This window comes from Paenibacillus sp. MER TA 81-3, from assembly GCF_023713585.1.
Lineage (GTDB): Bacteria > Bacillota > Bacilli > Paenibacillales > Paenibacillaceae > Paenibacillus_B > Paenibacillus_B profundus.
Genome location: NZ_JAMAWB010000035.1, coordinates 34,931 through 59,666, shown reverse-complemented (window position 1 = coordinate 59,666; position 24,736 = coordinate 34,931). Strand labels below are relative to the sequence as shown.

General features: G+C 50.6%; 23 protein-coding genes. 3 read left to right on the top strand and 20 right to left on the bottom strand.

Annotated features, from left to right (window positions below):
• Window positions 1-750: 750 nt before the first annotated feature.
• From nadE to M3650_RS30035, 5 genes are all read right to left on the bottom strand, one after another.
• Window positions 751-1,560, bottom strand: coding sequence for an ammonia-dependent NAD(+) synthetase (gene nadE, locus M3650_RS30055; RefSeq protein WP_251579952.1), 810 nt, complete (start codon window positions 1,558-1,560; stop codon window positions 751-753).
• Window positions 1,561-1,648: 88 nt separating this feature from the next.
• The gene (locus tag M3650_RS30050) at window positions 1,649-2,083 is read right to left on the bottom strand and encodes a BrxA/BrxB family bacilliredoxin (RefSeq protein ID WP_251579950.1); all 435 of its coding nucleotides are present in this window, start codon (window positions 2,081-2,083) and stop codon (window positions 1,649-1,651) included.
• Between the two features lie 158 nt (window positions 2,084-2,241).
• Window positions 2,242-2,361 (bottom strand): spore protein, encoded by a 120-nt coding sequence (locus M3650_RS30045; RefSeq protein WP_251579949.1) that lies wholly within the window; start codon window positions 2,359-2,361, stop codon window positions 2,242-2,244.
• A 79-nt stretch (window positions 2,362-2,440) separates the two neighbouring features.
• Window positions 2,441-3,241, bottom strand: coding sequence for a prolipoprotein diacylglyceryl transferase (locus tag M3650_RS30040; protein WP_251579948.1), 801 nt, complete (start codon window positions 3,239-3,241; stop codon window positions 2,441-2,443).
• Between the two features lie 46 nt (window positions 3,242-3,287).
• Window positions 3,288-5,036, bottom strand: a complete 1,749-nt coding sequence (locus tag M3650_RS30035; protein ID WP_251579947.1) for a two-component system sensor histidine kinase NtrB — start codon at window positions 5,034-5,036, stop codon at window positions 3,288-3,290.
• Window positions 5,037-5,181: 145 nt separating this feature from the next.
• On the opposite strand from M3650_RS30035, the gene M3650_RS30030 reads away from it, so the two are divergent.
• Window positions 5,182-6,450: a BaiN/RdsA family NAD(P)/FAD-dependent oxidoreductase gene (locus tag M3650_RS30030; RefSeq protein ID WP_251579946.1), complete on the top strand. Its 1,269-nt coding sequence runs from the start codon at window positions 5,182-5,184 to the stop codon at window positions 6,448-6,450.
• Between the two features lie 117 nt (window positions 6,451-6,567).
• On the opposite strand, the gene M3650_RS30025 is transcribed toward M3650_RS30030, so the two are convergent.
• The 4 genes from M3650_RS30025 to M3650_RS30010 all read right to left on the bottom strand — a co-directional run bounded on the left by M3650_RS30025 (window position 6,568) and on the right by M3650_RS30010 (window position 10,077).
• Window positions 6,568-6,984, bottom strand: a complete 417-nt coding sequence (locus M3650_RS30025) for a hypothetical protein (protein WP_019420357.1) — start codon at window positions 6,982-6,984, stop codon at window positions 6,568-6,570.
• Window positions 6,985-7,052: 68 nt separating this feature from the next.
• A complete protein-coding gene (locus tag M3650_RS30020; RefSeq protein WP_251579945.1) occupies window positions 7,053-8,330 on the bottom strand; it encodes an ABC transporter permease in 1,278 nt (425 codons plus the stop codon).
• A 26-nt stretch (window positions 8,331-8,356) separates the two neighbouring features.
• Entirely contained in the window at window positions 8,357-9,055 is a 699-nt protein-coding gene (locus M3650_RS30015) for an ABC transporter ATP-binding protein (protein ID WP_019420355.1), read from the bottom strand.
• A 26-nt stretch (window positions 9,056-9,081) separates the two neighbouring features.
• A complete protein-coding gene (locus M3650_RS30010; RefSeq protein ID WP_251579944.1) occupies window positions 9,082-10,077 on the bottom strand; it encodes an NAD(P)H-quinone oxidoreductase in 996 nt (331 codons plus the stop codon).
• A gap of 151 nt (window positions 10,078-10,228) precedes the next feature.
• On the opposite strand from M3650_RS30010, the gene M3650_RS30005 reads away from it, so the two are divergent.
• Complete coding sequence (locus M3650_RS30005) at window positions 10,229-10,702, top strand: MarR family winged helix-turn-helix transcriptional regulator (RefSeq protein ID WP_251579942.1); 474 nt, start codon at window positions 10,229-10,231, stop codon at window positions 10,700-10,702.
• Window positions 10,703-10,807: 105 nt separating this feature from the next.
• On the opposite strand, the gene M3650_RS30000 is transcribed toward M3650_RS30005, so the two are convergent.
• From M3650_RS30000 to M3650_RS29980, 5 genes are all read right to left on the bottom strand, one after another.
• A complete protein-coding gene (locus M3650_RS30000) occupies window positions 10,808-12,358 on the bottom strand; it encodes an MDR family MFS transporter (protein ID WP_483311802.1) in 1,551 nt (516 codons plus the stop codon).
• Between the two features lie 99 nt (window positions 12,359-12,457).
• Window positions 12,458-14,095 carry an ATP-binding cassette domain-containing protein gene (locus M3650_RS29995; protein ID WP_251579940.1) on the bottom strand — a complete coding sequence of 546 codons (1,638 nt, stop codon included), beginning with the start codon at window positions 14,093-14,095 and terminating at the stop codon, window positions 12,458-12,460.
• A 15-nt stretch (window positions 14,096-14,110) separates the two neighbouring features.
• Window positions 14,111-14,719 (bottom strand): ECF transporter S component, encoded by a 609-nt coding sequence (locus M3650_RS29990; protein WP_251579939.1) that lies wholly within the window; start codon window positions 14,717-14,719, stop codon window positions 14,111-14,113.
• A 132-nt stretch (window positions 14,720-14,851) separates the two neighbouring features.
• Complete coding sequence (locus M3650_RS29985) at window positions 14,852-15,589, bottom strand: energy-coupling factor transporter transmembrane component T family protein (protein ID WP_251579938.1); 738 nt, start codon at window positions 15,587-15,589, stop codon at window positions 14,852-14,854.
• Window positions 15,571-16,500: a TetR/AcrR family transcriptional regulator gene (locus tag M3650_RS29980; RefSeq protein WP_251579937.1), complete on the bottom strand. Its 930-nt coding sequence runs from the start codon at window positions 16,498-16,500 to the stop codon at window positions 15,571-15,573. Before M3650_RS29980 ends, M3650_RS29985 begins: the two co-directional genes overlap by 19 nt.
• Before the next feature lie 313 nt (window positions 16,501-16,813).
• Between M3650_RS29980 and M3650_RS29975 the strand changes: the two genes are divergently transcribed.
• Window positions 16,814-18,451, top strand: a complete 1,638-nt coding sequence (locus tag M3650_RS29975) for an MDR family MFS transporter (RefSeq protein WP_483311801.1) — start codon at window positions 16,814-16,816, stop codon at window positions 18,449-18,451.
• Between the two features lie 194 nt (window positions 18,452-18,645).
• Here M3650_RS29975 and M3650_RS29970 read toward each other — a convergent pair whose 3' ends face one another.
• The 6 genes from M3650_RS29970 to M3650_RS29945 all read right to left on the bottom strand — a co-directional run bounded on the left by M3650_RS29970 (window position 18,646) and on the right by M3650_RS29945 (window position 24,646).
• Entirely contained in the window at window positions 18,646-18,930 is a 285-nt protein-coding gene (locus M3650_RS29970; protein ID WP_251579933.1) for a WGxxGxxG family protein, read from the bottom strand.
• Between the two features lie 138 nt (window positions 18,931-19,068).
• The gene (locus tag M3650_RS29965) at window positions 19,069-19,365 is read right to left on the bottom strand and encodes a spore coat protein (protein WP_251579932.1); all 297 of its coding nucleotides are present in this window, start codon (window positions 19,363-19,365) and stop codon (window positions 19,069-19,071) included.
• A 13-nt stretch (window positions 19,366-19,378) separates the two neighbouring features.
• Entirely contained in the window at window positions 19,379-19,585 is a 207-nt protein-coding gene (locus M3650_RS29960; RefSeq protein WP_019420344.1) for a hypothetical protein, read from the bottom strand.
• A 164-nt stretch (window positions 19,586-19,749) separates the two neighbouring features.
• Window positions 19,750-20,841 carry a cohesin domain-containing protein gene (locus tag M3650_RS29955; protein ID WP_251579931.1) on the bottom strand — a complete coding sequence of 364 codons (1,092 nt, stop codon included), beginning with the start codon at window positions 20,839-20,841 and terminating at the stop codon, window positions 19,750-19,752.
• Window positions 20,842-21,087: 246 nt separating this feature from the next.
• Complete coding sequence (asnB, locus tag M3650_RS29950; protein WP_251579956.1) at window positions 21,088-22,938, bottom strand: asparagine synthase (glutamine-hydrolyzing); 1,851 nt, start codon at window positions 22,936-22,938, stop codon at window positions 21,088-21,090.
• 151 nt (window positions 22,939-23,089) lie between these two features.
• Complete coding sequence (locus tag M3650_RS29945) at window positions 23,090-24,646, bottom strand: cobyrinic acid a,c-diamide synthase CobB (RefSeq protein ID WP_251579930.1); 1,557 nt, start codon at window positions 24,644-24,646, stop codon at window positions 23,090-23,092.
• Window positions 24,647-24,736: the final 90 nt, after the last annotated feature.

Genomic DNA, 24,736 nt, shown 5'->3' with positions numbered 1-24,736 from the left:
TCTTCAAGCTTCGTTGCGTTTTCCATGTTCTTTTCCTGCCTATCTTCTTCTATTTCCTTCTTTATTCGACATGCAGGGTTGAAATTCCTTACCATAATCCTCTAATTCTTTTGTTCAACTTATATAGTCGCGCTTATATCCATTCTCCCCTGAACTCAGAATTATAAGAGATTTGGAATTTGGACAGGGGAATACGGCTTAAGATTGAACCGTTTTCGAAATTTCACATTCGTAGCGGTAGCAGCCTAGAAAAGTAACGAAAATAACGAAGAGATGATAAAAAGAGCACAAAGGAATCCGCTCCTGACGAAAGGGTAGAGTGAGCAAAGGGGGAGTGACAAGAACTACATAGAGATGTGTAGAGATATGAGGGATACGTAGAGATACGTAGAGATACCTAGAGATACGTAGAGATACCTAGAGATACGTAGAGATACCTAGAGATACAGATAGTTACAGAGGTTTACAGGGAGCTACAGAGAGACACATAGATCTACTAGAGTTACAGAGAGACACGTAGAATTTTAAAATCCCCCTTAAAGCAGCCAGCCAACTCGATATAGCTCTCCTTTCACTCGTTAGATTACGCCGCTGCATTCAAATTACTGATTGAATGGGAGAGTGAAGCTAAGAGAGCGCAGCAAACACAAAAGCACCCTGAGGCAGTTGCTTAAGCCTTGGGGTGCTGCAATTGCATTCGCCGTCAGATTATGTTCGTCTTCGATCAAATAAAACCTGGGCGACGTCTGACTATATTCCTGGAATCGGCGAGCGCTTGTGCTCTGTCTTGCGGTATTGGCGCTCGATTTTCTCGCGCACGTCATCTGGTACGGCTTTGCCTTCCAAATAGTCGCTATTTTGATCGTAGGAAATGCCGAGCTCCTTCTCGTCTGTCTGGCCGTCCCACAGACCAGCCGTCGGCACCTTGTCAATCACACTTTTTGGAACGCCCATGTGGGCGGCCAATTGGCGAATTTGGCGTTTGTTGAGTGAAGATAGCGGCGTAATATCCACGGCGCCGTCGCCCCACTTCGTATAGAAGCCAGTTAATGCTTCCGATGCATGATCCGTACCCACGACAAGCAAATTCAAGTCAAAGGCAAGAGCGTATTGGGCCACCATGCGGACGCGCGCCTTCACGTTCCCTTTGCCTGGAATGCTGAGATGGCGCGGTTGGTTCAATTGCTTGAAGCCTTGCTCCACCTCAAGCGTCACCTCGTTCACCGCATCTTCAATGTTCGTCTCCACCGTATGCTGGAGAGCGAACGCTTGCGCCACGGCATAGCTGTCCGAGATGTCCGCTTGATTGCCGAACGGTTGAAACACGCCGAGTGTGATGTATTCTTGTCCCGACTCCTTCGCCAGCTCATCCGTCGCTTGCTTGCACAAGCCGGCAACGACTGCGCTGTCTATCCCGCCGCTAATCGCGATAAGAAGCCCTGTCGTTCCGGAGCTTTTCACATATTGCTTCAAGAAGTCTACGCGCTTGCGAATTTCCGCATTCTCATCAATTTGTGGTTGTACGCCGAAACGCTTAATAATGTCTTGTTGCAAGCTCATCGTCTCGTCTCCTTCCTATTCCAGCTGCTCTTTGTAAAAATCCCCGCACCATAAAGGCGCGGGGCTATCACTGCATGCTTTCGTCTTCTTAGCGGCAGAAGCGATCGAATGCAGCTCTCAAATCTGCTGCAATATCTTCTGCCGAGCGATCTTCCACACTATGACGTTCAATAAAGTGCACCAATTCGCCATCCTTCATCAATGCGATGGAAGGAGAAGACGGAGGAAACGGTGCGAAATATTCGCGCGCCTTCGCTGTCGCTTCTTTATCTTGGCCGGCGAACACGGTGAACAAATGATCCGGTGTCACCTCGTGTTCCAGCGCTTTACGCACGCCCGGACGGCATTGTCCAGCCGCACAACCGCATACCGAGTTCACCACAACCAATGCGGTGCCCTTTGCTGCAGGCAATTTTTCTTCTACTTCCTCCGCTGTCCGCAGCTCAACACAGCCGATGGAAGTCAGTTCATTACGCATCGGTTGAACCATATCACTCATATATTGCTCAAAAGACATGGACATCAGTGCTCACTCCTTACCTTATAAATAATTCCGTTGATAGATTGGTTGAATATAAGCTATCGTTAAATATTTAACCATTTGCAGCGACGTAAAGCAAGGGAAAGCCGAAGATCCCATGAACAGAATCTTTGCTTTCCCCTCGGACAGTCCCGCCACCGTTACGTGGAAGGACGGTTAGGTCCATCCAACTTCTTATCTACGACAGTGCTCTCGTTCGACTTATTTTCACGATTTTTTTGCTGTTGCCGCTCCTGCGCTTTCGAGTCTTGACTTCTCATCGCATGGGCCTCCTTTCCGCTATGTCGCTTCTATAAAGTGCGTGTGAACAACCTCTATTATGCGCATAGAGAAGGAAGCCTATCCTTTCAGATGATCTGCTTCATCAGCATCCGGTGCTTGTTCAGTCAGCTTAGCCAGTTCAACCGATTCAGTCGGTTCAGCCGCCCCTTGCTTCCCTTGTTCACGGCGGCGGACAGCGACGTAGCCTGCAGCCAGCATTGCGGCACACAGCCATTGCTCATACCCCAATCCGAGCCAAAGCGACTCGTACGGCTTGAAGTAGCTGCCCAGCATGCCGATGCTCCCTCCTGCGAGAAAGCCAAGCTCAGCATCTGCAAGCGTACCTAACGGGCGGCGGCGCATCCACATCCCGACAAGCAGGATGAGGCAAGCCAACGTCTCCGCCGGAGGCAGGCCATGAGCCGGAAACCCGCTTGGCAGCGGCAGCGGCGTAAAGCCCGGAGCATTGGACCCGTTCAGCGTATAGAGCCAGCCGTAGGCCGCTACCCACGTGAATATACCGTGAGCCAACAGATCAAATAATATCGTATATGAAAGTTTGTGCTTACGTACATATATAGTCGTCCATACGGCAATCCCGAGCAGAAGCAGCATATTGCCGTTCGCAGACGTTCCGTTCAAATAAAGCAGCGTACGCGGCTGCTGCCATATAATAGACGGGGAATCCCACAGAAACCCGAGTTTTTCGTTCAAAATAAACAGAAGTGCTACCGTTAGCGCCCAGTCGGTATAATGCCGTAATGCTTGCCCTTCCATACGTGAGCGAAGTGAAATGATGAATACCGCGATAAGAAAAGAGGCAAAGCTAACAAACAACTCCCAATTGATTGTAATATTTCCGATTTGAAGCACATTCATACGGTCCCCCCCCATATGTCTATCATAACGAACGTTTACGATGGGTTCAATTCAATTCGGGGGCCCCAGCTTCATCATTGAGTGACGGGAAGCATCCCTCCGAATCAGCGGCATGCAACCGGAACGTCACTTCAAAAACAGTTCCTTCTTCAGTACTGAATACCTCTATCGTCCCCTTATGCCGCTCCATAATGCTCAAACACAATGGCAGGCCGAGCCCCGTTCCTTTTGATTTGGTCGTATAGAAAGGCTCGAACAACTTATCCAGCTCTACCTGAGGAATGCCTGATCCCGTATCACGTACCCGGAGCTGAACGCCTTGCGGAACAAGCACCGTCTCTAAAGTTAATATTCCCTCCGTATCCGAAGCTTCCATCGCCTCCATCGCATTTCGCGCCAAGTTCAGAATGAGCTGCTTCATTTCCTTGGTATTCAAATATAGCGTTGGAATAAGCTCGTGTTCAGCAAGCCGGAATATGATTTGCTGACCGCGGAGATTCGCATCCGCCCAGAGCAGCGGAGACAGCTGCTGAATGATATCGTGCAGATGAATCTGTTCCTTCTCCACGATTCGATTTTGCGCTAGCGCCAAAAAATCATTAATAATTCCGTTGGCACGGTCAATTTCACCCATAACGATATGAAAATAATTTTGTAAATTGTCAGGACTCTTCTCTTGCATCAGCTGCATAAAACCGCGAATAACCGCCATCGGATTGCGAATTTCATGTGTAATGCTTGCTGCCATCTGCCCCACCAGATGGAGGCGTTCCATATTGCCGATTTCGGTGCGTAGCTGGGTTAGCTCCGTGATATCGTGCGCCATACCGACCGCTCCGACGATTTCTCCCGTCTCCTGACTTCGAATGGCATTGGCAAGTATGTAATATTCTCGATCTCCGAACCGGGCCACTTCCCCGTCCACGACGCCTCCCTGCAGCGCCCCCTCTAAAATAATGAACTGATTCGGATTGTCCCCCATCTTTTGCAGCAATTCGCTCAGCGGCCGATCAATCAACTCAGCCCGTGCAACATTGGGCACTTGCAAAAGTATTCCTTCAATCATGTTATCGTTGATTGCTGTAATTCTCGTCTCAACATCAATAGCAATTACACAGAGCGGCGCTGTATTCAAAATTTGACTTAGCTTCTCCATTTCTTCCCGATAGCGCCGAGAGACCGTCTGATATCCTTGCTGCAAAAAAGCTTTCTCCCGCGTTTCTTCAATCATATAAATGAGCAGGCAGGCGGTAATCAGAAACATGACGGCGAACATAACCATGAACAGCATCACTTTCGCATCGGTGAACAAAAATAGCTTCCCGTGTGGTGAAGCGGTTGCATAAAACCCGTAATAAAGCATAATTCCAAGCAAAGAAAAGGAAAGATAAATAAAAAGGCGCATCCGCAATCCAGATTGACGGAATTTATTAATGAAAGCAAAAATAAACGGCGTCAAATAAATAAGCGCATCGCCCCACATCATTTGCGGCTGCTGAACTCCTTGGAAGCCGAACATCATTAATATATAGAGCCCAACGATGGCAAGCCCGATACGGTAACCTCCATACCAAATACCGAGCATGTACGGGAGCAAACGGAAATCAAAAGGTTGCGCCGTATCCATATAAAATGAGAACACCATGCAAAGAAGTACGGAGAAAGCCGATGTCAGTCCGATGATAACCGGTGCGCGCGCTACGCGCTCCGGCTTGATGGAGCAGAGCTGCCAAGAGAACGCCGGAATACAAGCAATTAGAACTTGCAGCAGGGTTTCCTTGAGGGCCACGTACATGTTATATCTCCTCTATAAAGTAAGTTAAAGATGCCTTGGTTAAATCATAATTATTCTTTATTAACAATGGAGCAACACAACCTTTTCGTCAAGTTTCGATTTTTGCGTTACAATAGCGTAAGAACAATAGCAGAAGGAGATCGAAATGAAACAAACCGATATTATCGTCATTGGGGGAGGCCCTTCCGGTCTAATGGCCTGCATCGCAGCTGCTGAACACGGCGCGCGGGTGGTGCTTGTCGACAAAGGGGACAAGCTCGGACGCAAGCTCGCCATATCCGGCGGCGGACGATGCAATGTAACTAACATTAAAGACCAAGAGGAACTAATTCGACACATCCCGGGTAATGGTAAATTTTTACACAGCGCCTTCGCCCACTTTAATAATCGGGATATTATCCGTTTTTTTGAAGGCCTTGGCATCGCTTTGAAGGAAGAAGATAACGGACGTATGTTTCCGATCTCGGATAAAGCAAAGACTGTGGTCGAAGCGTTAATCGGCGAGGTTCGCCGCCTTGGCGTCACGATACTCGTAAACCAACCAGTCGCCGACGTATTATACCACGAAGGAGCAGTTCAAGGCGTGCGCTTCAAAAACGGAGCAACGCTGCATAGCAACGCTGTCATTATTGCAACGGGCGGAAAATCTGTACCTCACACCGGCTCCACCGGCGATGGTTACGCTTGGGCGACGGCAGCAGGCCATACGATAACGGAGTTGTATCCGACCGAAGTGCCGCTTACTTCAAATGCGTACTTTATTCGAGAGAAACTGCTGCAAGGGTTGTCGCTGCGCAGCGTTCGTGTCGCAGTATGGAATGAGAAAGGCAAAAAGGTGGTTGAACACGAAGGCGACCTGCTGTTCACTCATTTCGGTCTATCTGGACCGACCGCGCTTCGTTGCAGTCAGTTCGTCATCAAGCAATTACAACGTTCGGGACGCGAGACCGTCAATCTGACGATCGACCTCCAGCCAGAGATGTCTCTGGCCGAACTCGAACGGAAATCTTTGCAGCTTTGCGCGCAAGAACCGAAGAAAGCCGTAAAAAATGTGCTCAAGCTGCTGCTGCCCGAGCGAATCATCCCCATTTTGTTACAGCAAGCAGGAATCGATGACACGGTAACCTACGATCATATTCCGAAGCAGCCCTGGCAGGATCTGTGCCGTCTTATAAAAGCATTTCCGATCAAAGTGAACGGAACCCTCTCATTGGAAGAAGCATTCGTAACCGGAGGCGGAGTCCACCTGAAGGAGATTGAACCAAAGACGATGCAATCCCGGAAGATGCACGGGTTGTTCTTCTGCGGAGAAATTTTGGACGTTCACGGCTATACAGGGGGATACAATATTACTGCCGCCTTTGCGACAGGCTATACAGCCGGCAAACACGCTGCCCAAGCCGTTCATGAATAGCTCTACTAAATGACAAACAGGGCAGCCCGCTATTCCCTTTCGGGGTAAAATAGACGGAACTGCCCTTATTTCATAAAATGCACCATTGAATTATGTTCATCGTATATTCTGCGACTTTCAGATATGAATGCCGCCTGGGAATTGATTGGTCGTCTCGTCATCGATCCAACCAAAAGCTTCTTCCTCCCGATGAGACAAGTCATCATGATTCGGAGTACGGTCCTTCACAGCATATCGATCATCATCAACCCAATCCTCATTAACAACATGTGCCGGAATCGGAATCCAATCCATGCCGTAGGCCTGGTTCATGACGGACACTTCAGTTAAATCCGCTTCCTCTACAAGCTGTCCACCATGCGCCTCTGCTATTTCGAGCGCAGACGTGAGATCTCTTTTTTCCACATGCACATGAAGTTCCGTATGGTTGTCTCCGTCATATGCTGGAGTGTATCCCAATTCCTCCAACGTATCAAATGCCAACATGGCACTGGCGGCGTCCGTGAACCGGAACCGAATGGCTGCTTCTGGCATACTCGTTCCTCCTATTTGGTGAGCTATCCGTTAATATGCCCGAGTCGAAGAGGAACATACCCCGCCCATTATTGCCCTGCCATATCTTCCGCGGCATCTGCCTGCTTGCGCTTCTCTTTCCAACCGGTCATCAGTATGACGATACTGCCGATATACGCGGCGGCCAGCCCTCCGAATGCCGCCAAGCCGATGCTTAGGAGAGGCGTCGTCATAATTAAGCCCCCTGCGAGCGCCCACAGAGCGCCAGGAACTGCACAGAGCACCATTACCATATGCTGCGCTGCTTTATGCAGTTGCTCGGAACGGAATGAGAACATAGCAGGAACATCGCCTTCAATGAACTCTCGCCAGTACATGCTAAGCCAATAACTGAGGATGACGTACAATACAGGCACAATAATGAGAAAGAGCCCGAACTGGGATGCAACGAACGATGCTCCAAGGCCAACCATGGTGAGTTGAATATAGAAAGTCAGATGAGCTCTGCTGCGCAGCAAAGATTTGACGGCAATTGCGCCGATTTGCTGGCTGCCATTTTTTCGCTTCATAAAATATCCGGATCTCGGGAATAGGAGTGGGCGCTTGCGTCTGCTCCGCGTTGGTTTCTCTACACTTCGGGACAGCAGCAACGCTGTCAAGCGCAGCTTTATTTCCCCTTCTACCTCGACATCCCGGTCAAAAGTGTGCCGCGCATGGATGCGCCACAGAAAGAGTGGAGTCGCAAGCACTGCCAGTATTGCCGCCCAGCCAATACAGATCAGATAATGGAGTTGCAGCACATACAATGTGAATCCAAATGCTGCAATAGACAGTATACCGACGATAAGCGATATCCCCCATCTTCGCCAACCGCCATATGCAATATGGACTCGATTGCGCAGTAATGCAGTCAAGACAGACAATACACTGATGGCGAGGGCGAAGCCAAGCAGCAGAGTAACGGGCAAGCCATACCCGCGAACGAGCCATGGAGAGACGAGAAGCAACGCGAAGCCGGTAACCAGCACACTGCGAATGATGTACCCGAGCAAGCCGAATAGTACCAACCGTTTCCACCATGTCGATTTTTGACGCAAAAATAAGATGTCTCCCCCTTCCGCCCAAGTGTGCATCATCCCCATAATGACAGGCAAAATACAGGGCAGAAGAAACAGGATGTACGGCCCGGCAATCCATGAGGCAGGCAGTGGATCCGTCCACCAATCATAGTAGAACTTAAGCCCGAGCAGCAATAGCGGGATGACGATATACAGCCATACCGTCCAGTCCAATACGGTGCGCAGCGCCTTCCATTGGTAGACGGCATTCGTCTTCAAGCGCCGCAAAGCCAGTGTCCATGGTTCCATCGCTGTGATAGATCGCTGCTTCGCCATCAGGTCAACGCCTCAAAGCAATCGAATAAAGTGCCCTCAGGCAATCCGCACGCCTGCCGCACCTCTTCAAATGTTCCACGGGCAACAATGCGCCCTTGGTGGATGAGCACGAAGGAATCGCACACGCGTTCGGCTGTATCCAACACGTGCGTGCTCATCAGCACGCCTGCCCCGCGCTGTCGTTCCTTGTCGAGCATGCGGAGAAAACGTCGGGTGGCGCGCGGATCCAATCCGACGAACGGCTCGTCCACTATATAGAGAGAAGGACGCAGCAGGAAGGCGATAATAAGCATTAGCTTCTGCTGCATTCCTTTGGAGAAGCTGGTCGGCAGATGATGCTTCTGCTCCGTCATCTGGAACTCCAGCAACAGCTCCTCTGCCCGTGCTTCGAACTCGTCACGCGGCATCTCATGCGCTGCCGCAGCCAGTTCCAAATGCTCCCACAATGTCATGGAATCATATAGCACGGGTTGTTCCGGAACGTAAGCGTAGGTCCCCTTGCCGTCGCCAATTCGTACGCTTCCTTGCACATCACGCATAATTCCTAATATCGACTTGATCGTGGTGCTCTTCCCCGCACCGTTCGGTCCGATTAAGCCCACCAATTGGCCGGCCTCGACCTGAAACGTAATATCATGAATTTTGGATTCACCTTTATCGTAACCCGCTGATTGAATATGTGTATCCAGTACAATCAAGAGGAATTTCCCCTTTCAGTTGTGCCTCAAGGCACGATTAGAACTAATTTCCCTACATTTTCATTACGTTCCATACGCTCATGTGCTTCATTTATTTGATCCGGCTGCCATACGGAATCCACGACAGGCATACACTGCCCCGCTTCGAACCGCGGCATCGCGAAGGAAACGAAATCAGCCGTCAACCGGGCCTTGCGTTCAAGCGGAAGCCCGCGGAGCGTGCTGCCAATAATCTGGAGCCGATGCAGCATGACAGACATAAAATCCACCTCAACCTTGGAACCGCCAAGCGTGCCTATTAGCACGAGACGACCGTCCATCGCCATGCATTGAAGATGGTCCTTCCAATACGGAGCAAGGACTGAATCGAGCACCAACTGTACACCTGCTTGCCCCGTCCATTGTAACACAGACTCGGCAAGCGGCTCCTTGCGGTAATTCACTGCAAGCTCGGCACCGAGCTGCTTGATTACTCCGCACTTCTCCTCCGATCCTGCCGTGGCGGCCACACGCGCACCGGCAGCATGGGCAAGCTGAATCGCCGCCGTTCCTACTCCGCTTGCGCCGGCATGGATGAGCACGGACTCCCCTGCTTGCAGACGGCCAAGCTGAAATACATTCAAAAATGCGGTCAAATAAGCTTCAGGCACTGCGGCCGCCTGTTCCAGCGTCATGTTATCGGGAACGCGCATCGCCATATTCGAAGGAATGACCGCGTATTGGGCGTAGCCACCTCCCGGCAGCAGCGCGCACACCCGATCGCCTATGTTCCAACCCGTGACGCCTTCTCCGATTGCTTCAATGGTACCCGACATCTCCAGCCCCAATATGGGCGAAGCCCCTGCCGGAACCGGATATTTCCCGCGCTTCTGCAGCAGATCTGCCCGGTTCAACGCCGTTGCGTAGATGCGGACAAGCAGCTCTCCGGACTTCAATGCGGGCTTGTTCCACAATCCCCAATACAGCTTCTGTTCTTCCCCTACTCGACAAGCGATCATTTCAGCGTGTTCATCATTCTTCAATCGTTCCGCCTCCTTTTTACGTTATTGAACGAATTTAAACATTTTAAAATTTTTTTGTTCTTTCTTTCACAAATGTGATAAATGATATTTTAGTCATGTTCGCTTCCGTTATACGATTATTACGTAACTACTAGTATAAGGTGGGATTCGAATGTCTGAGCGAATCGATCGCGAGACCGAAACATCGCTACATCTGTTCCGCGTCTTTTCCAAGGCTTTCAAGAGTGTCGCAGACCATTCCGCCGCGGGATGTAAAGTGGAAGGGTTCAACCCTACTGATTTTGCTGTAATAGAAATGCTTCATCATAAAGGACCTCAGCCTATACAACAAATCGGGGCAAAGCTTCTTCTGCAAAGTGGTAACGTCACCTACGTCATCGACAAGCTGGAGCGCAACGGCCTGCTTCGCAGACATCCTTGCGCCAAAGATCGCCGTGTCATTTTTGCGGAGCTTACCGATATGGGACACGAAGAGATGAATGCCATATTCCCTAAGCAAGCGCAGACGCTGCGGCGCGCCATGAGTGGTCTGACCTTGGAAGAGAAGGAACAAGCCATTTCTTTGCTTAAAAAATTAGGTATACAAGCGGAGAAATTGAGTCTCGTCACGAAGAAAGGCTCTTAATTGACGAAGAAACGGCAAATGAATAAGCGTATTCGCCGTTTCTTCTTCTTTATACGGGCAGCATCCAGTTCATTCCGCAGCCTCACAGCGATGCGGATGCATTCATTACGAAGCGGAATGGCTTGCCGAACCTGCAGTATTACCTGCTTGGTTGGTGCCTTGGCCAGTCTTTGACTTCGGCATCAGCAGTGTACACCCGAAGCAGATGACCGCGATCGCAGCCATAACGGCAAATACATTAGATAGCCCCGTTTCCAAAAAACCACGTAAAATGTTCATCATATCCGGCGCCAATTGGCTTGCACTCTCGGGGTTCAACAAATTGTTCAAATCATCGCTTGTAATCTGCGAAGAAATTTCCGGTCCCGCCGTGCTGACTAACGAGGCAATGCGGGCATTCAGGAACGTTCCGAAGGCGGCAATACCGAGCGTCTGACCCAACGTTCTCACGAACGTATTCAGCGCCGTCGATGCCCCGCGCATGCTCCATTCCACGGAAGATTGGACAATGATCGTAAAGACGGTTATCGAGAAGCCGAAGCCAAGACCCGATATCGCCATCAACGCAACGATAACCCACACCGATGTCGCCCCGGTAATCATTGCTAGCCATATGGAACCAATGACGATGAACGTCATCCCTATGGAAGAGGTCAAGCGCGCTCCGCTCTTAATGAGCATCCGTCCCCCAATAATCGAACCGATGAGCCAACCGATCGACATCGGCGTCAAGGACAGGCCTGAGCTTGTCGCATTTTCACCCAGCACCCCTTGAATCCATAGCGGCAAATACGAGTTGATCCCGATAAGAACGCTGCTTATCAAAAATCCGACCAAGTTCGATACGCCGATGTCTCGAATACGAAACAGCTGAAATGGCACCATTGGTTCCGGCGCTTTGATTTCAATAAAGTAGAACATGACGAGAAAGACAGCTGCGATCCCGAGCAATAGCACCATCCATGGAGAGTTCCAAGCAATGCTCTGCCCCCCGGTAATAATTGCGAACAAGAAGGCAGTCATGCCAATCGTGAACGTGGCAGCCCCTGCGTAGTCCACCGGTTTGTCCTTCCGTTCCACCTTTTCTTTGAAGCAGACGATAATCATCCAGACGGATACGATGCCAAAAGGAACATTAAAGAAAAATATCCAATGCCAGGACAGAGAGTCGACGAAAAATCCTCCGACAAGCGGACCTACTAGTCCCGCAATCCCCCATATGGAGCTAAACAGCCCTTGGATCTTAGCTCGCTCTTCAAACGTGTAAATGTCGGCCACAATCGTGAACGTGACCGGGAGTACGGCGCCAGCGCCTATCCCTTGAATCGCACGAAATATGACCATCTGCGTCATGTTCATCGACAATCCGCATAACATGGAACCTGCGACGAACAAGGCGGAGCCGAAAATAAAAAGCTTCTTGCGTCCATATAAGTCAGCCAACTTACCGAACAGCGGCGTCGATACGGCCGTCGTCAGCAAATAGGCGGCATATATCCAACTGATCAGTTGCATACCGCCCAAGTCAGATACGATCTTCGGCATGGCGGTACTAACGACCGTCACTTCAATAGCTGCAAGAAATGTGGACAGCAGCAGCGCCAGGGTTACCAGCTTGCGGCTGCGCCCGGCTTGCATGGTAGCTGTGTTCATCATCATTATCCTCCCCTTTCCATCTGTAAAATGTATTTTTAAAATGTAACAAGATCGAGCCGCTAAACGGCATTTTCACTGTATTTAGTACATGCTTCGTGATCAAAAGGGGGCTTTTTGAACAACCTCTGTAAGCCTTCCTTCATCCATATATGCCTGACGCATACTCGAATGCCGAACCTGATCCCACATCTGGTCATGCGTAGCCACGATAAGCGCTCGCCCCTTCTCCGCTTGCGCGAGGCACCAATCCCGTACCGCCTCGGCATGGCGGGCATCGAGCGCTGCGGTCGGTTCATCCAGCAATAAGATAGGCGGATCGTGAATAACGGCCAAGGTGAGACTTAAGAGACGCTTCGCGCCGGTAGGCAGATCATGCGGGTGAAGGTGCCGGACCGAACTTAAATCGTTATGCTCGAGCCAGGTCTCCACCTGCTTATCGAGAGCTTGGCTTGTCATGAGGCCGTCACCTGCATCGTGGCACGAGCGGCCGCTGCGCTGCGCCATCAGAACGGCATCACGTATTTCTTCCTCCACCGTATCAGCGAACAATCCGTTCTCCGGATGTTGAGCGACAAAACCGATGCGCCCCGCAAGATCATAAGTGGACCACTGTGAGAATGGGCGCCCCTCGAGCATCACCGTACCGCTCGTATACCCGGCCTTAGACGGCATCCCTCCCGTTAGTATGCGGAAAAGAGTCGATTTCCCTGAACCATTCAGTCCGTGCAGGATAACGCATTGCCCTTGTAAAAGCTGAAAGCTGATGCTGTGCAGCGCATATTCACGCGGCGAGCGCGAATGGGCTCCGAGGCGGTAGCGAAAGTCGAGCTCACACACTTGAAGTAACGCCCTGGCCGCGTCTGAAGGACATGCGGATTTCGTTGTACACTTAGGTGCTGCACAATCAGATACCAGACTATCTTGCATTACATTGTGCTGGATCAGAGCAGGTCCAGAGGGAAGCACTCCTGCCTTGCGGCACAGGCTGACCAGGTTGGGATAAGCGGAGTCATCCTCCGTTACCGACTTCTCAGTCTGTACTTCTGCCAAATGACCGTCGAAGGCAATGCGTCTATCGTGCAGAAGAAGAAGCTGGGCATCATCTAACCAGTTCCAGTCCATCTCATCCAACCGTGACACGGCTAGAATGAGCGTGCGGCCTGCTTGATGCCAGGCTTGCAGCGATTTATCCAGCTGCCGGCGAGCCGGCGCGTCCATATGGCTCCACGCATCATCCATAATGAGAACGTCGGGTTCCAGTGTCAAAACCGAAGCAACTGCCGTCCGCTGCTTCTCCCCTCCGGACAGCTGATGCACCTGCCGATGGCGCAGTGAAGTAAGGCTAGCTCTGCGTAATTGCTCTTCTACCCGCTTGCCAATGACATCGCGCGGCAGGCCCAAATTTTCAGGCGCAAAGGCAAGCTCGTCTTCCACCGTCCCGATAACGAACTGCTCATCTGCCTCCTCCAGAACGAAGCCGACAAGCGGGGACGAATCGATGTGTGCCGCTGCCGAATCAATCGTTCCGCGCACCGTTCCTTCATATGGCTGCATCGCGCCGGCTAGCAGCTTGCATAGCGTTGTCTTGCCGCTGCCGTTGCCACCGGCGATAAGTGTGACACCGCCGCGTAAAATGCGGAAGCTGCATTCTTCGAGCACTGGCTCGTTCTCTCCTAAATAGGTAAAGGCCACGCGTTCGGCACGCATGACCTCATCCAGGCTTAACGATTGCCCCATCAGTTCGTCTTCCTCCTATCCCTGATGTTCCCGATAGTCACGGCCGAGCGCAAAGGGGCGAACCGCCCGCGTCGGCGCCAAGCGGTCGCCGATTACTTTCGTAAGCGCGCCGCAGAGCAGCATGCCGCTCAGACAGCGGATAAGTAACGTAACGATGAGCACCCATGACTCGTACTGTATGTACCCGAACATGAAGGCGGACACGACGAACCAGAGCGGCACCGCGGCGGTACCGACAAATAACATGGCGCCCCAATTATAATGACGATAGTGAAACAAATAAAAAATCGGCTCGATCACGATTGCATAGCAGGCGGCCGCCGCAATAGCCGACCAAGCCCCGTATGCAGTGCCGACGAGAATTTGAATACAAGCGCCAAGCGCATAGGTCATTAGCGCCGCACCCGGTTTGCGAATGATATACATCGCAAGCAGACCGTAAATCATGTATAAGCCGACAAGCGATGACGTGAGCATGGGACCGCCAATAGAATGAAGCAGCTTGTTCACCCATGACAATCCGCTTGTGAGCACGCCATTAGCCGCGGCCAAGAGTGCCATCAGCACCCATTCGGACAACGTTAACGAACGCAAGGAGAAGCGTTCAGCGGGTCTATGTTGCACGAGTATAATTCCTCCATTTCCTTGACAACGTTAACTCTGGAATATCTTGTTTTAACGTTACAAGCCTTATGAAGGAATTGCAAGTAATAATGTTGCGTGGCTAGGGCTGAATGGAACGAGTCTTCCTCTGCCCTAGCCGAACAAGCATGTCGCGGCCGCCGCCACTACGGAGCCGGCCGCGACACCGATTCCAGCAGGCGCAAAGCGCAGCCTGCGCCAGTGCGTGCGCGTGGCGACCGCGCCGAACCGCTTCACTTCCATCGCGGTCGCCACCTCCTGCACGTGGCGGAGCGCATTCGCCGCCACGGTTACCCCGTAGCGGCAGGCAATGCCTAGCCGCTCGCCGAGCCCGCGCGGAGGCGCTAGCTGACGCATGCGCTGCGCGTGGCGAATACGTGCCGCTTCCTCCGTAAGAAGCGGCACGAAGCGCAGCGCAATGGCGACCGCGAACGCAAAGCGGTCTGGCAGCCGCATATGATGCGACAGCGCCACGACCACATCACGAGGCGCTGTCGTTGACGCGTACAGCAGCGATGACAGGAACAGCGTCATCGCTCGCAGTGTCAGCGTCAGCGAATCCCGGCACGCTTCCGCCGTCAGGACGAGCCCGCCTGCGCGCAGCCACGGCGTCTCCCCGGGCAGGACGAGCCATTGAAACAGAAAGAGAGGAAGGCCGAAGCCGAATAGCCAGAGCAGGGTCTTGCCCCATCGGCCGAGTGACCAATCTGCGCCGGACAGGCCGATCGCAAGCACTACTGCGAACCAAGCGGATTGCCACGACAAGTTCAAGGTGATAATCGCGGCAAGTCCAGTGCTCAGGAGCCATATCCCTTTCGTTATCGGGTCCAAGTTCAGCAGCCACGTACGCACGAGTTGCCTTCACCTTCACCCCAACGCGGAGATTGCAATGTGACGAGCACTTTCTTCGCCGCCTGCTGTATCGATTCTTCCGGCAGTGAACCGAGAAACAGCGCCATTGCGCGCGCATTGACTCCTCCTGCATTGCCCCGCAGCACCTCGGATTCCAAGGTGGAATAAGCCTGCTCCGCTTCCTCCCTCTGCTTGACACTGCAAGGGCTTTGCAGCACCGCATCCTTCAACTCCCACACTCGCTGCAGCAAATGCTGCTGCTCGTCTGACAGGCCGATTTTCCCTGCCCGGATATAGTCGTTCATCATGCTGAGCGTTAGGACAGGTTCCGCCTTCTTCTTCACCAACGCTTCCGCCGTCGCATCCAGCACGTTAATAATAAAATGATTCACTTTGCCAAAGTCCACATTTTTCCGATCGAACGCCGCATAATTCATGAACTCGAAGGTCATACCACTAATGATTGTCGCGAGGTCGATCCAATATGGCTCTGTCTCTTTTCCGTATACTTCGGCAGCAACTTGGCGGAAAGCAAAGAACCGTTTGGCCCGGAACTCGAACACCATGTCGCGAATTTCCCGTTTCTGATGCAAGTGCGATTCTTTCCGCTGCATCGTCAGGAACAGCTTGAAACGCCTGAATTGCTCAAGCGAGACACGAATCAACTTCTCCAATTTCTCACGCGGAGGCAAACTCTCAGTCAACGTGTGGCGAAGCATCTCATACATCAATTGATGATAATGGTCGAAAATCGTAATCAACAGTTCTTCTTTTGAACGAAAAAACGAATACACGGATCCTTTGGCAATGCCAATCCGATCCGCAATTTCCTGAATCGAGGTATTATGGTAGCCCTTCTCCGCGAATAACGCGAGTGCGGTCTCCATAATCTGACTCTTCTTATCTTCCATGTCGCGTCCTCCATGCCTAATTGACTGGACATCATTGAGCATTTGACCGTCACGTCAATGACTGCGAAGTCAAGGAGGCAATCATTTAATAAGCTAACCATACCACACATGGATATATGAGTGAAATATTTTAGCAACAAAACATTTGACTTTCGGGTCAACCGGAATTATAGTATCAACATGTCATTTGGTTGACCGGAAAGTCAGCTGTGAAATGGATGCGGATAATTACGATTTATCGCAAGTTATCACTCATAGGTACACAACGGCTGCAGAGGAAAAAACATACTGAACGAAAGCAAGGTGATTGCGAATGACGATGACGAATGACCCCACCCGGTCTCGTCGCAACATGGTTTTATTCGGTCTTATTATGGGGATGTTCTTCAGTTCCCTTGAGCAAACGATTGTCGGTACGGCTATGCCGACCATCATTAAGGATTTAAACGGGTTTTCCATATTTGCATGGGTTACGACAGCGTATATGATCTGTTCCACTGCTGTTATTCCTCTGGCTGGCAAGCTGGCTGACTTATTCGGAAGCCGCTTTATTTATTTGATCGGCTGGCTTATCTTTGTCGTCGGTTCTGGGCTATGTGCGACAGCCACTACCATGGAGCAATTAATCATTTATCGAGCCATACAAGGGATTGGCGGCGGGATGCTGATGCCGATGTCGCAGACGATCATCGGCATGATGTTCACTCCGGAGCAGCGCGCGAAGTGGCAAGGCATCTTCGGGGCGATTTTCGGTCTTAGTTCCGTGATCGGGCCGTTCTTTGGCGGATTTATCGTAGATAATATTAGTTGGCATTGGATTTTCTTAATTAATGTCCCATTCGGATTATTATCGACCGTCCTTATCTTTATCGGGATGAAGTCCGTGGATGCTCCGCGGGACAAGAGCAAGAAAGTGGCCATCGACTGGTTAGGTATTTTCACACTCATTCCAGGTATCGTGCTGCTTCTGCTCGGGTTGTCTTTGAATCACGACAAATATGGTTGGACTTCGGCAACGAGCATACTTACCTTTGCCGGCGCGCTGCTGCTGTTCGTTCTATTCGTCTTCGTAGAACGTCGGGCACAAGAACCGATTATCGAGATGTCCCTGTTCAAGAGCCGCGTATTCAATGTATCCGTCGCACTCGGCTTTCTGGTCGGTCTCGGCATGTTCGGCGCCATCATGTTCGTGCCGATGTTCATGCAGGGCGTGCTCGGCGTGACACCGACGCAGGCCGGTTCCACAATGACACCGATGATGATTGCGCTCATTATTGCGAGCGTCCTCGGCGGCCGCCTCGTATTGCGCATGCCTTATCGTTCGGTAATGGCCGCGGGGATGCTCATCACTTCCATTGGCTTCCTGCTGATGAGCACGATGGGCGTCCATACGACGCAGATTACCGCTTATAGCTTCATGATGGTGCTCGGCTTCGGGATGGGGCTTGTAATGCCGATTATTACGATTGTCGTCCAAAATGCGTTCCCGCGTGAAAAGTTGGGCACCGTTACCTCAGCGACGACCTTCTTCCGCTCTATCGGGAGCACAATCGGAGCGACGCTGTTCAATGTCATCATGAATGCGGTCATCGCAACCAACATAGCCAAAGCCAAAGCGAGCGCTGATGCGATGACGCAGACTGTGCTGGATAAGACCGGCACCGACTCAAATACGCTGTATCAAATGCTCATTAACAGCGAACAAATTCCGCTTCCTGCAGAAGCAAAAACGAACCTGTTGGATACCGTCAAGGAAGCGTGGTCTTCCTCCTTCTCCACCGTGTTCCTGACCGGATTAGGATTTATCGTGCTCGGCATCTTCGTATCGCTGCTTATCGGCAACGGCCGTATCTCCCGTGACGGGATGGACAAGAAACGCAAGCGGGGAGCCGATGACGAGTCAGCAATGGATGGACATTCCCATCCTCAGGCGTCCGCTTCCAACTCATGATGAAAATCGGTCACCCTCACAATAAAGTCACGTAAGTTGTTCTCAGCCGCTCCTCCGGGGGCGGCTTTTTAATGAAAAATATTGGAGACGGCGCAGACATAAAAAATGCACCCCAAGGATATAATGATGTCTCTTGTGGGTGCATCTTGCATTTCGTATTTACTTTAGAACAGCTAAATATCGAAATTTACAGCTTATGAACGTTGACCGGAATATTCATCGTTTCTTTTACGCAGCCCTGCTAAGCCAATTAGTCCAAGCAGACCGAGCCAACCATAATTGTTTCCTCTGTTGCCATTTACAGCGTTAGTTCTGACGTTGCTTGTGTTGTAATTGCCAGTCGTGTTGGTGTTGTAACCACTATTCGCGTTGGTGTTCATACCGCCATCGTAACTGGAACCATCTACTGCAAAGGCTGGTACGGCGAGAACCATAGAAATGGATGCCATTATCAGAATAGCTGACAGTCGTTTTTTCAATTCATTCACCTCCGGTTAGTAATGTTATATCAGTTGTAAGATTCCCATGTGATGCAATCCTTATACGAACAAGTACGCTTTAAGGTATATTAAAAAGCACCCGTATCTCATGGGTGCTTTGGACTGGGTACGAGTATGTTATTGCTGAAGTCCCAATGCAGCATTGGCGCTTTGCATGTCGATTTGCAACTGTTCATTCACATTGTACGGATGGTAATATCCCTTATTCATCATATAGTTGGTAAGCTTTTCATGACAGGTGATGGCTGTATCTAAATGCGACTTTAATACAGTACGCACATCAGGCGTGGCTGACTCGGTAATGGCAACGGCCAGGTCCTTTATGCCGGACTTTGAAGCCAATAACATATCCGTTGCAATTACTTGATCGGATAATGTGCTCATACCCGTCAGGTTTTGAACGATTGGATTCATATAAACACCTCCTTTAAATATAGTTTGCTCGCGACAATAGAGCTTGATAATCCTGAATTGCTTTGGCCGAGTTTTGGACATCTTCTTGCATTAATCCCTGCAACTCTTGACATGACACCAACCCCATCATTGTTTTGGTTTTTGTCATGCAAACATTTTTAAAGTTCAAAAGTTCATGCACTTCCAACATTTCGTGCGTACCTAGTTGTCTGTTGTTCATAGCTACACCTCCTTGGCAATCAAGGATTATTTTGTGGAGTACAGTCGCTTATTATTCAGCGACATCCGTAGGTGTTCGCTTCCAACTCATATGTCGGAAAATGAGAAGAAGCCGCAGGCCGTTTTCACAATTTCTTTCGAAAACAACTTGCAGCTTTCTTATTGTTAGGATTTCACATTATAATGGGGATTCGATAAAATCGATTTGACGAGTTGGGTTAAATCAACTTCTCCAACCGTTCCTTGGCCGCCGACCACATTTTGAAGATTTTGCGGTAATTTGGCTTTATCATCTTCATAATAATAGGCAAGCACGCCTAAATGCTTCAGACTGAATTCTGAACTGCCGACGACCGAAAAGGTTCGTCCTCCTAAATTACCTGACAGCAGGTCGATTTCCCGCGTTCCATTATCTGCAATCTTTGCCTGCACGGCTTGAATCTTCCCGTCTCCCAATCCAATCGCTCTAAACTTCAAATTAACGAGCTTGCTTTTTCCGTGAATCCCGTTATATTTCCCTTTGCTCGCCGTAATGAGCCGCAACAACGCGCCTGTGTCGCTTTGATGCGCTAGCATTAATTTATTGTCGACTGCAACCTCTTCCAGACGGAAGCGTGTTTTGTCATATTGTATCGTAAAGTCTTCCGCATAAATATAATTCACATTATCGAGCGAAATCTGAACGTCGAACGTCTGATTCAAATATACAGCATAGGTAACCGATGTAACGCTCAGCTTAGGGCTGTTGATGGCATCTGGATTATATGGCTTTAACTGACTTCCCTGCTGAAGGTCAATCGCCGTCAGCAGTATATGCTTGTTGCTTTGATTGTTAACGAATTCAACCGTATGCTCGCCATACTCAAGTCCACTGAGTTCATATGCCAGTCTTGAATTATAATAATCATATGGAATATCTTGCAATGATAATTTCCCGTTAATTTTGCCGTCAACGATAACTGAAATATTGTCCGAAGTGTCTACATATCCATAATTTTGCGTAATGATTCGGAATGATGTGCCTTCAAAATTAAACTTGAATGAAGCATCCTTATTGGTGCTATGTTTTGCGACATTCCCAACCCACCAATTTCCTTCATAGGTTATTTCGGGTGACGTATACGAATATCGATCCCAGCCCTTTTCCGGATAATTAAGCGGCTCCCCTATTTTAGCAGCTCCAAACACAGTCGTTACAGAAAACACAAAAATGAGTACAAAGGCAAACAAAGACGCGGGAACTATTTTTTTGTACATACGCGATGACCTCCATATCAATATTTAATAGTCACCTAGTACTTTAATATAGATTTTCAACATTTCCCAAACAATACTTTCTATATATGTTAATATAGGTAATATTTAACATGTATAATTGTCGATATTTGCATGAACAAGCGAAAAAGCACCTCTCCTATGGAGAAGTGCTAATCTTGCGACAACCCGAATTCATGCAAAAAACAAGAATGACGGGTATTAGTCTCATTACTCTATAATTCGATGCTACTGCTTTCTCATATATGTCCGGTACCACAGGCCGAACACATACAATACCCAAATTTTGCGCGAATAGTCTCCTTGACCGTTCTTATGCCGGCGGAACATATCCTCGACCGACGTCAGGTTAATGATGTGATCGATGCCGCTGGAAGACAACTCTTCCCACATAATGTTCGCGCGCTCTGTACGCAGCCAATCCCGCATTGGAACCGGGAAGCCGAGCTTCGGACGATGCAGGACTGAATCCGGAATGATGCCTTCCATCGCTTTACGCAACGCGTACTTCGTCGTCCCTTCTGCAATGCGGTGTTGAGCCGGGATGCGGCGGGCGATATCGAATACTTTGCGATCCAGGAACGGCACGCGCAGTTCGAGCGAATGGGCCATCGTCAGCTTGTCCGCTTTCATTAATATATCTCCTGGCATCCACAGGTTCATATCGATATACTGCATGCGAGACACCGGATCAAGGTGCTGCGTCCGGTCATAATATTGGCGTGCAATATCGAACGGCTTCGTGAAGGATGACATTTCGTCTGCGCTTGCCCGCAACAGCTCTGTCTTCGCATCATCCGTCATAATGTTCGCATTGCCTAAGAAACGCTCCTCAAGCGGAGTCGTTCCGCGCAGCAAATAATTTTTCCCATAGAACGAGAACGGAACGGAACGCACAATATGGTTCATCACGCGCTGCATACCTTCCGGCATCCATGACAAGTAACGCAAAGAATGCGGTTCACGGTAAATGCGATATCCCCCGAACAGCTCATCGGCTCCTTCGCCCGACAGTACCACGGTGACATGCTCCTTCGCCAGACGCGCCACCTCGTATAATGCGATCGCGGAAGGATCTGCTACCGGCTCATCCAAATGCCAGATGGCACGCGGCACCGCATCGAAGTACATCTCCTGCGTAATTATGCGGTCATAATGCTCCGTGTCTATCTGTCTGGCCGTATCACGTGCAATGATCGTCTCATCGTTCGGACCTTCAAATCCGACGCTAAATGTTTTAATCGGTTCGATGGAGCGCATCAAAGTCGACGTAATGGTGGAGTCAATACCACTAGAGAGGAAGCAGCCGCGCTGTACTTCGCTATGCAGATGATGCTCCACAGAGTCGCGCATTACATCGCGGATTTCCTCGATAATTTGCGTCAGCGGACGCTCCACCGGCTCGAACATCGGGTCCCAGTACTTCTCAATGACCGGCTTGCCACCGAACGGAATCGTAATGTAGTGTGCGGGCGGCAGCTTGTGAATACCCGCATACATCGTTTCAGGATCAGGCACATATTGAAACGTCAAATAATTATACAAGCCGTTCATATTCACTTGACGCGGTACACCCGGTACGGCCAAGAGGCTCTTAATCTCCGAACCGAAGAGGAACATCTCTTCGTTCATGAAATAATAGACCGGCTTGATGCCGAAATGGTCGCGCGCAATGAATAGCTCCTGCTTGTTGCGGTCCCAGATCGCAAACCCGAACATGCCGCGCAGATGATTCACGCACTTGGAGCCGTGCTCTTCATATAGGTGAAGAATAACTTCCGTATCGGTATGTGTCTTGAACTGGTGGCCGCGTTGAATCAAATCTTCGCGCAGTTCCAAATAGTTATAAATCTCACCGTTGAATATAATCCATACCGAATCGTCCTCGTTGCTGAGCGGCTGTGCCCCAACGGCAACGTCAATAATGGATAGACGGCGAAATCCGAGGCCGACGCGATCGCCGATCCACAGCTTTGCATCATCCGGTCCGCGATGATGAATTAAATCCATCATGCTGCGGACGATATGTTCAGAAGGTTGTTGATCATGAAAATGATATATACCGGCAATGCCACACATCTGTTCCAAATCCTTTCGCTTATCAGCATAACGTAACGTTCATTGTCTAAGTATTTAATAGAGGTCGTTTACCACACTAGTATGAAGCTTGTGAATTCTTATTCATGAACAGTGGAAGACCCCGCATGCGCGGGGCTCGTCCTAGGATACATTATAAACGTTTTTGACGAAATGCGACACAGGCTTGCGCCCAATTTGTCACAATGGCGGAATTCGACCCGAAGTGGATGTGCGTATAGCCGGCCACGAGTTGAAGTCGATCCTGATACACCGCTCCTTCGGGCCGCTCTCCGGCCAATCCGCGGGAACGGTATGCCGGAGGGAGCGCTTGCGCCTCCTCCACATGAACTGTCGAATAATGGAACTCATGTCCGCGCGCTGTCTGCTCCATTGGCAGCAGGAAATTACCTGCTTCCCCTGTCACTTCACGGTAACCGAGTGCAGCCAGCTTCGTTCCCATGCGCGTCTCGCCTGGGAGGATGCCGATGAGTGGATAGACGCTTCCATCCGTTAACACAAGCCGCTCGGTCAGAAGCATATAACCCCCGCATTCAGCAAATGTCGGTGTTCCTGCCTCAATAACTTGGCGGATGGAAGCCAATGCGCGGCTGCACTTCGCTAATTCCGGCGCGAACGCTTCTGGAAAGCCGCCGCCAATATACAAGCCGTCGACACCATCCGGCACCGGCTCATCTGCCAGCGGCGAGAAGCGGACAAGCTCGAAGCCGCACGCTTCGAGCAGCTCCATATTGTCCGGATAGTAGAAGTGAAATGCCGCGTCATAAGCAAGCGCCAAACGCAGCGGCTCCTGAGTGACGCCGAGCTCTTGCCCTGCCTCTCGTACGGAAGAGAAGCTGCTCTGCTTGCTCGGAATATCGTTGCTATCCGCTGCGCCTAAGCTCAAGTCGTCCATGTTCTGCAACGGCGCTGACTCTGCGATCCGAACGATCTCATTCAGATCCGTATGCGCTTCGACGGCATCAGCCATACGATCGAACAGTGAGTCAAGCGTTCCCCGTTCGATGGCTGGCACCAACCCCAGATGCCGTTCTGGAACGGCCAGCTCTGTATTACGCAGCACAAAGCCGATCAGCGGCACGCCGCATGCGGACTCAATTGCTTCGCGGAGCAGCTTGCCATGCCCCTCACTGCCGACGTTGTTAGCGATCACTCCGGCAATGCGAACCTCCGCATCGAAATGTTGAAAGCCAGCTACCATAGCAGCAGCGCTTCTAGCCATGCCCGACGCATCAATGACGAGCAGCACCGGACAATCCAGCTGCTTCGCAACGGAAGCAGAGCTTCCCTCGTCGGAGTCTGCTCTACGTCCATCATACAATCCCATGACGCCTTCCATAATGGCAATGTCCGCTCCGTTCGCTCTCCGGACGAAGATGTCACGCATGCCATCTGGACCGCACATCCAACTGTCAAGATTGCGCGATGGTACGCCTGTCACTGCGGTATGATAAGTCGGGTCAATGTAATCAGGGCCGCACTTGAATGGCTGCACCTTCCAGCCATTGCGGGTTAACGCCCTCATAATGCCGAGTGTAATGGTCGTCTTGCCGACACCGCTCCCCGTTCCAGCGATAAGCAGCCTGCGTGCCGGACTTGGCCAATCTGCCGCCGTTCCCCCCACACTGCCCTTCCGTTCACGTGCACTGCGTTCTTCCTGAATTACATGCTCTTCCAAATTCAACGTCATCCCCCGTTTTCATTCCGTATGTTCTCATTGTACAAAAACTGAACATCTTCGCCAACCTGCACTATGTAGTACGTAGTAGAATGCAGTCGA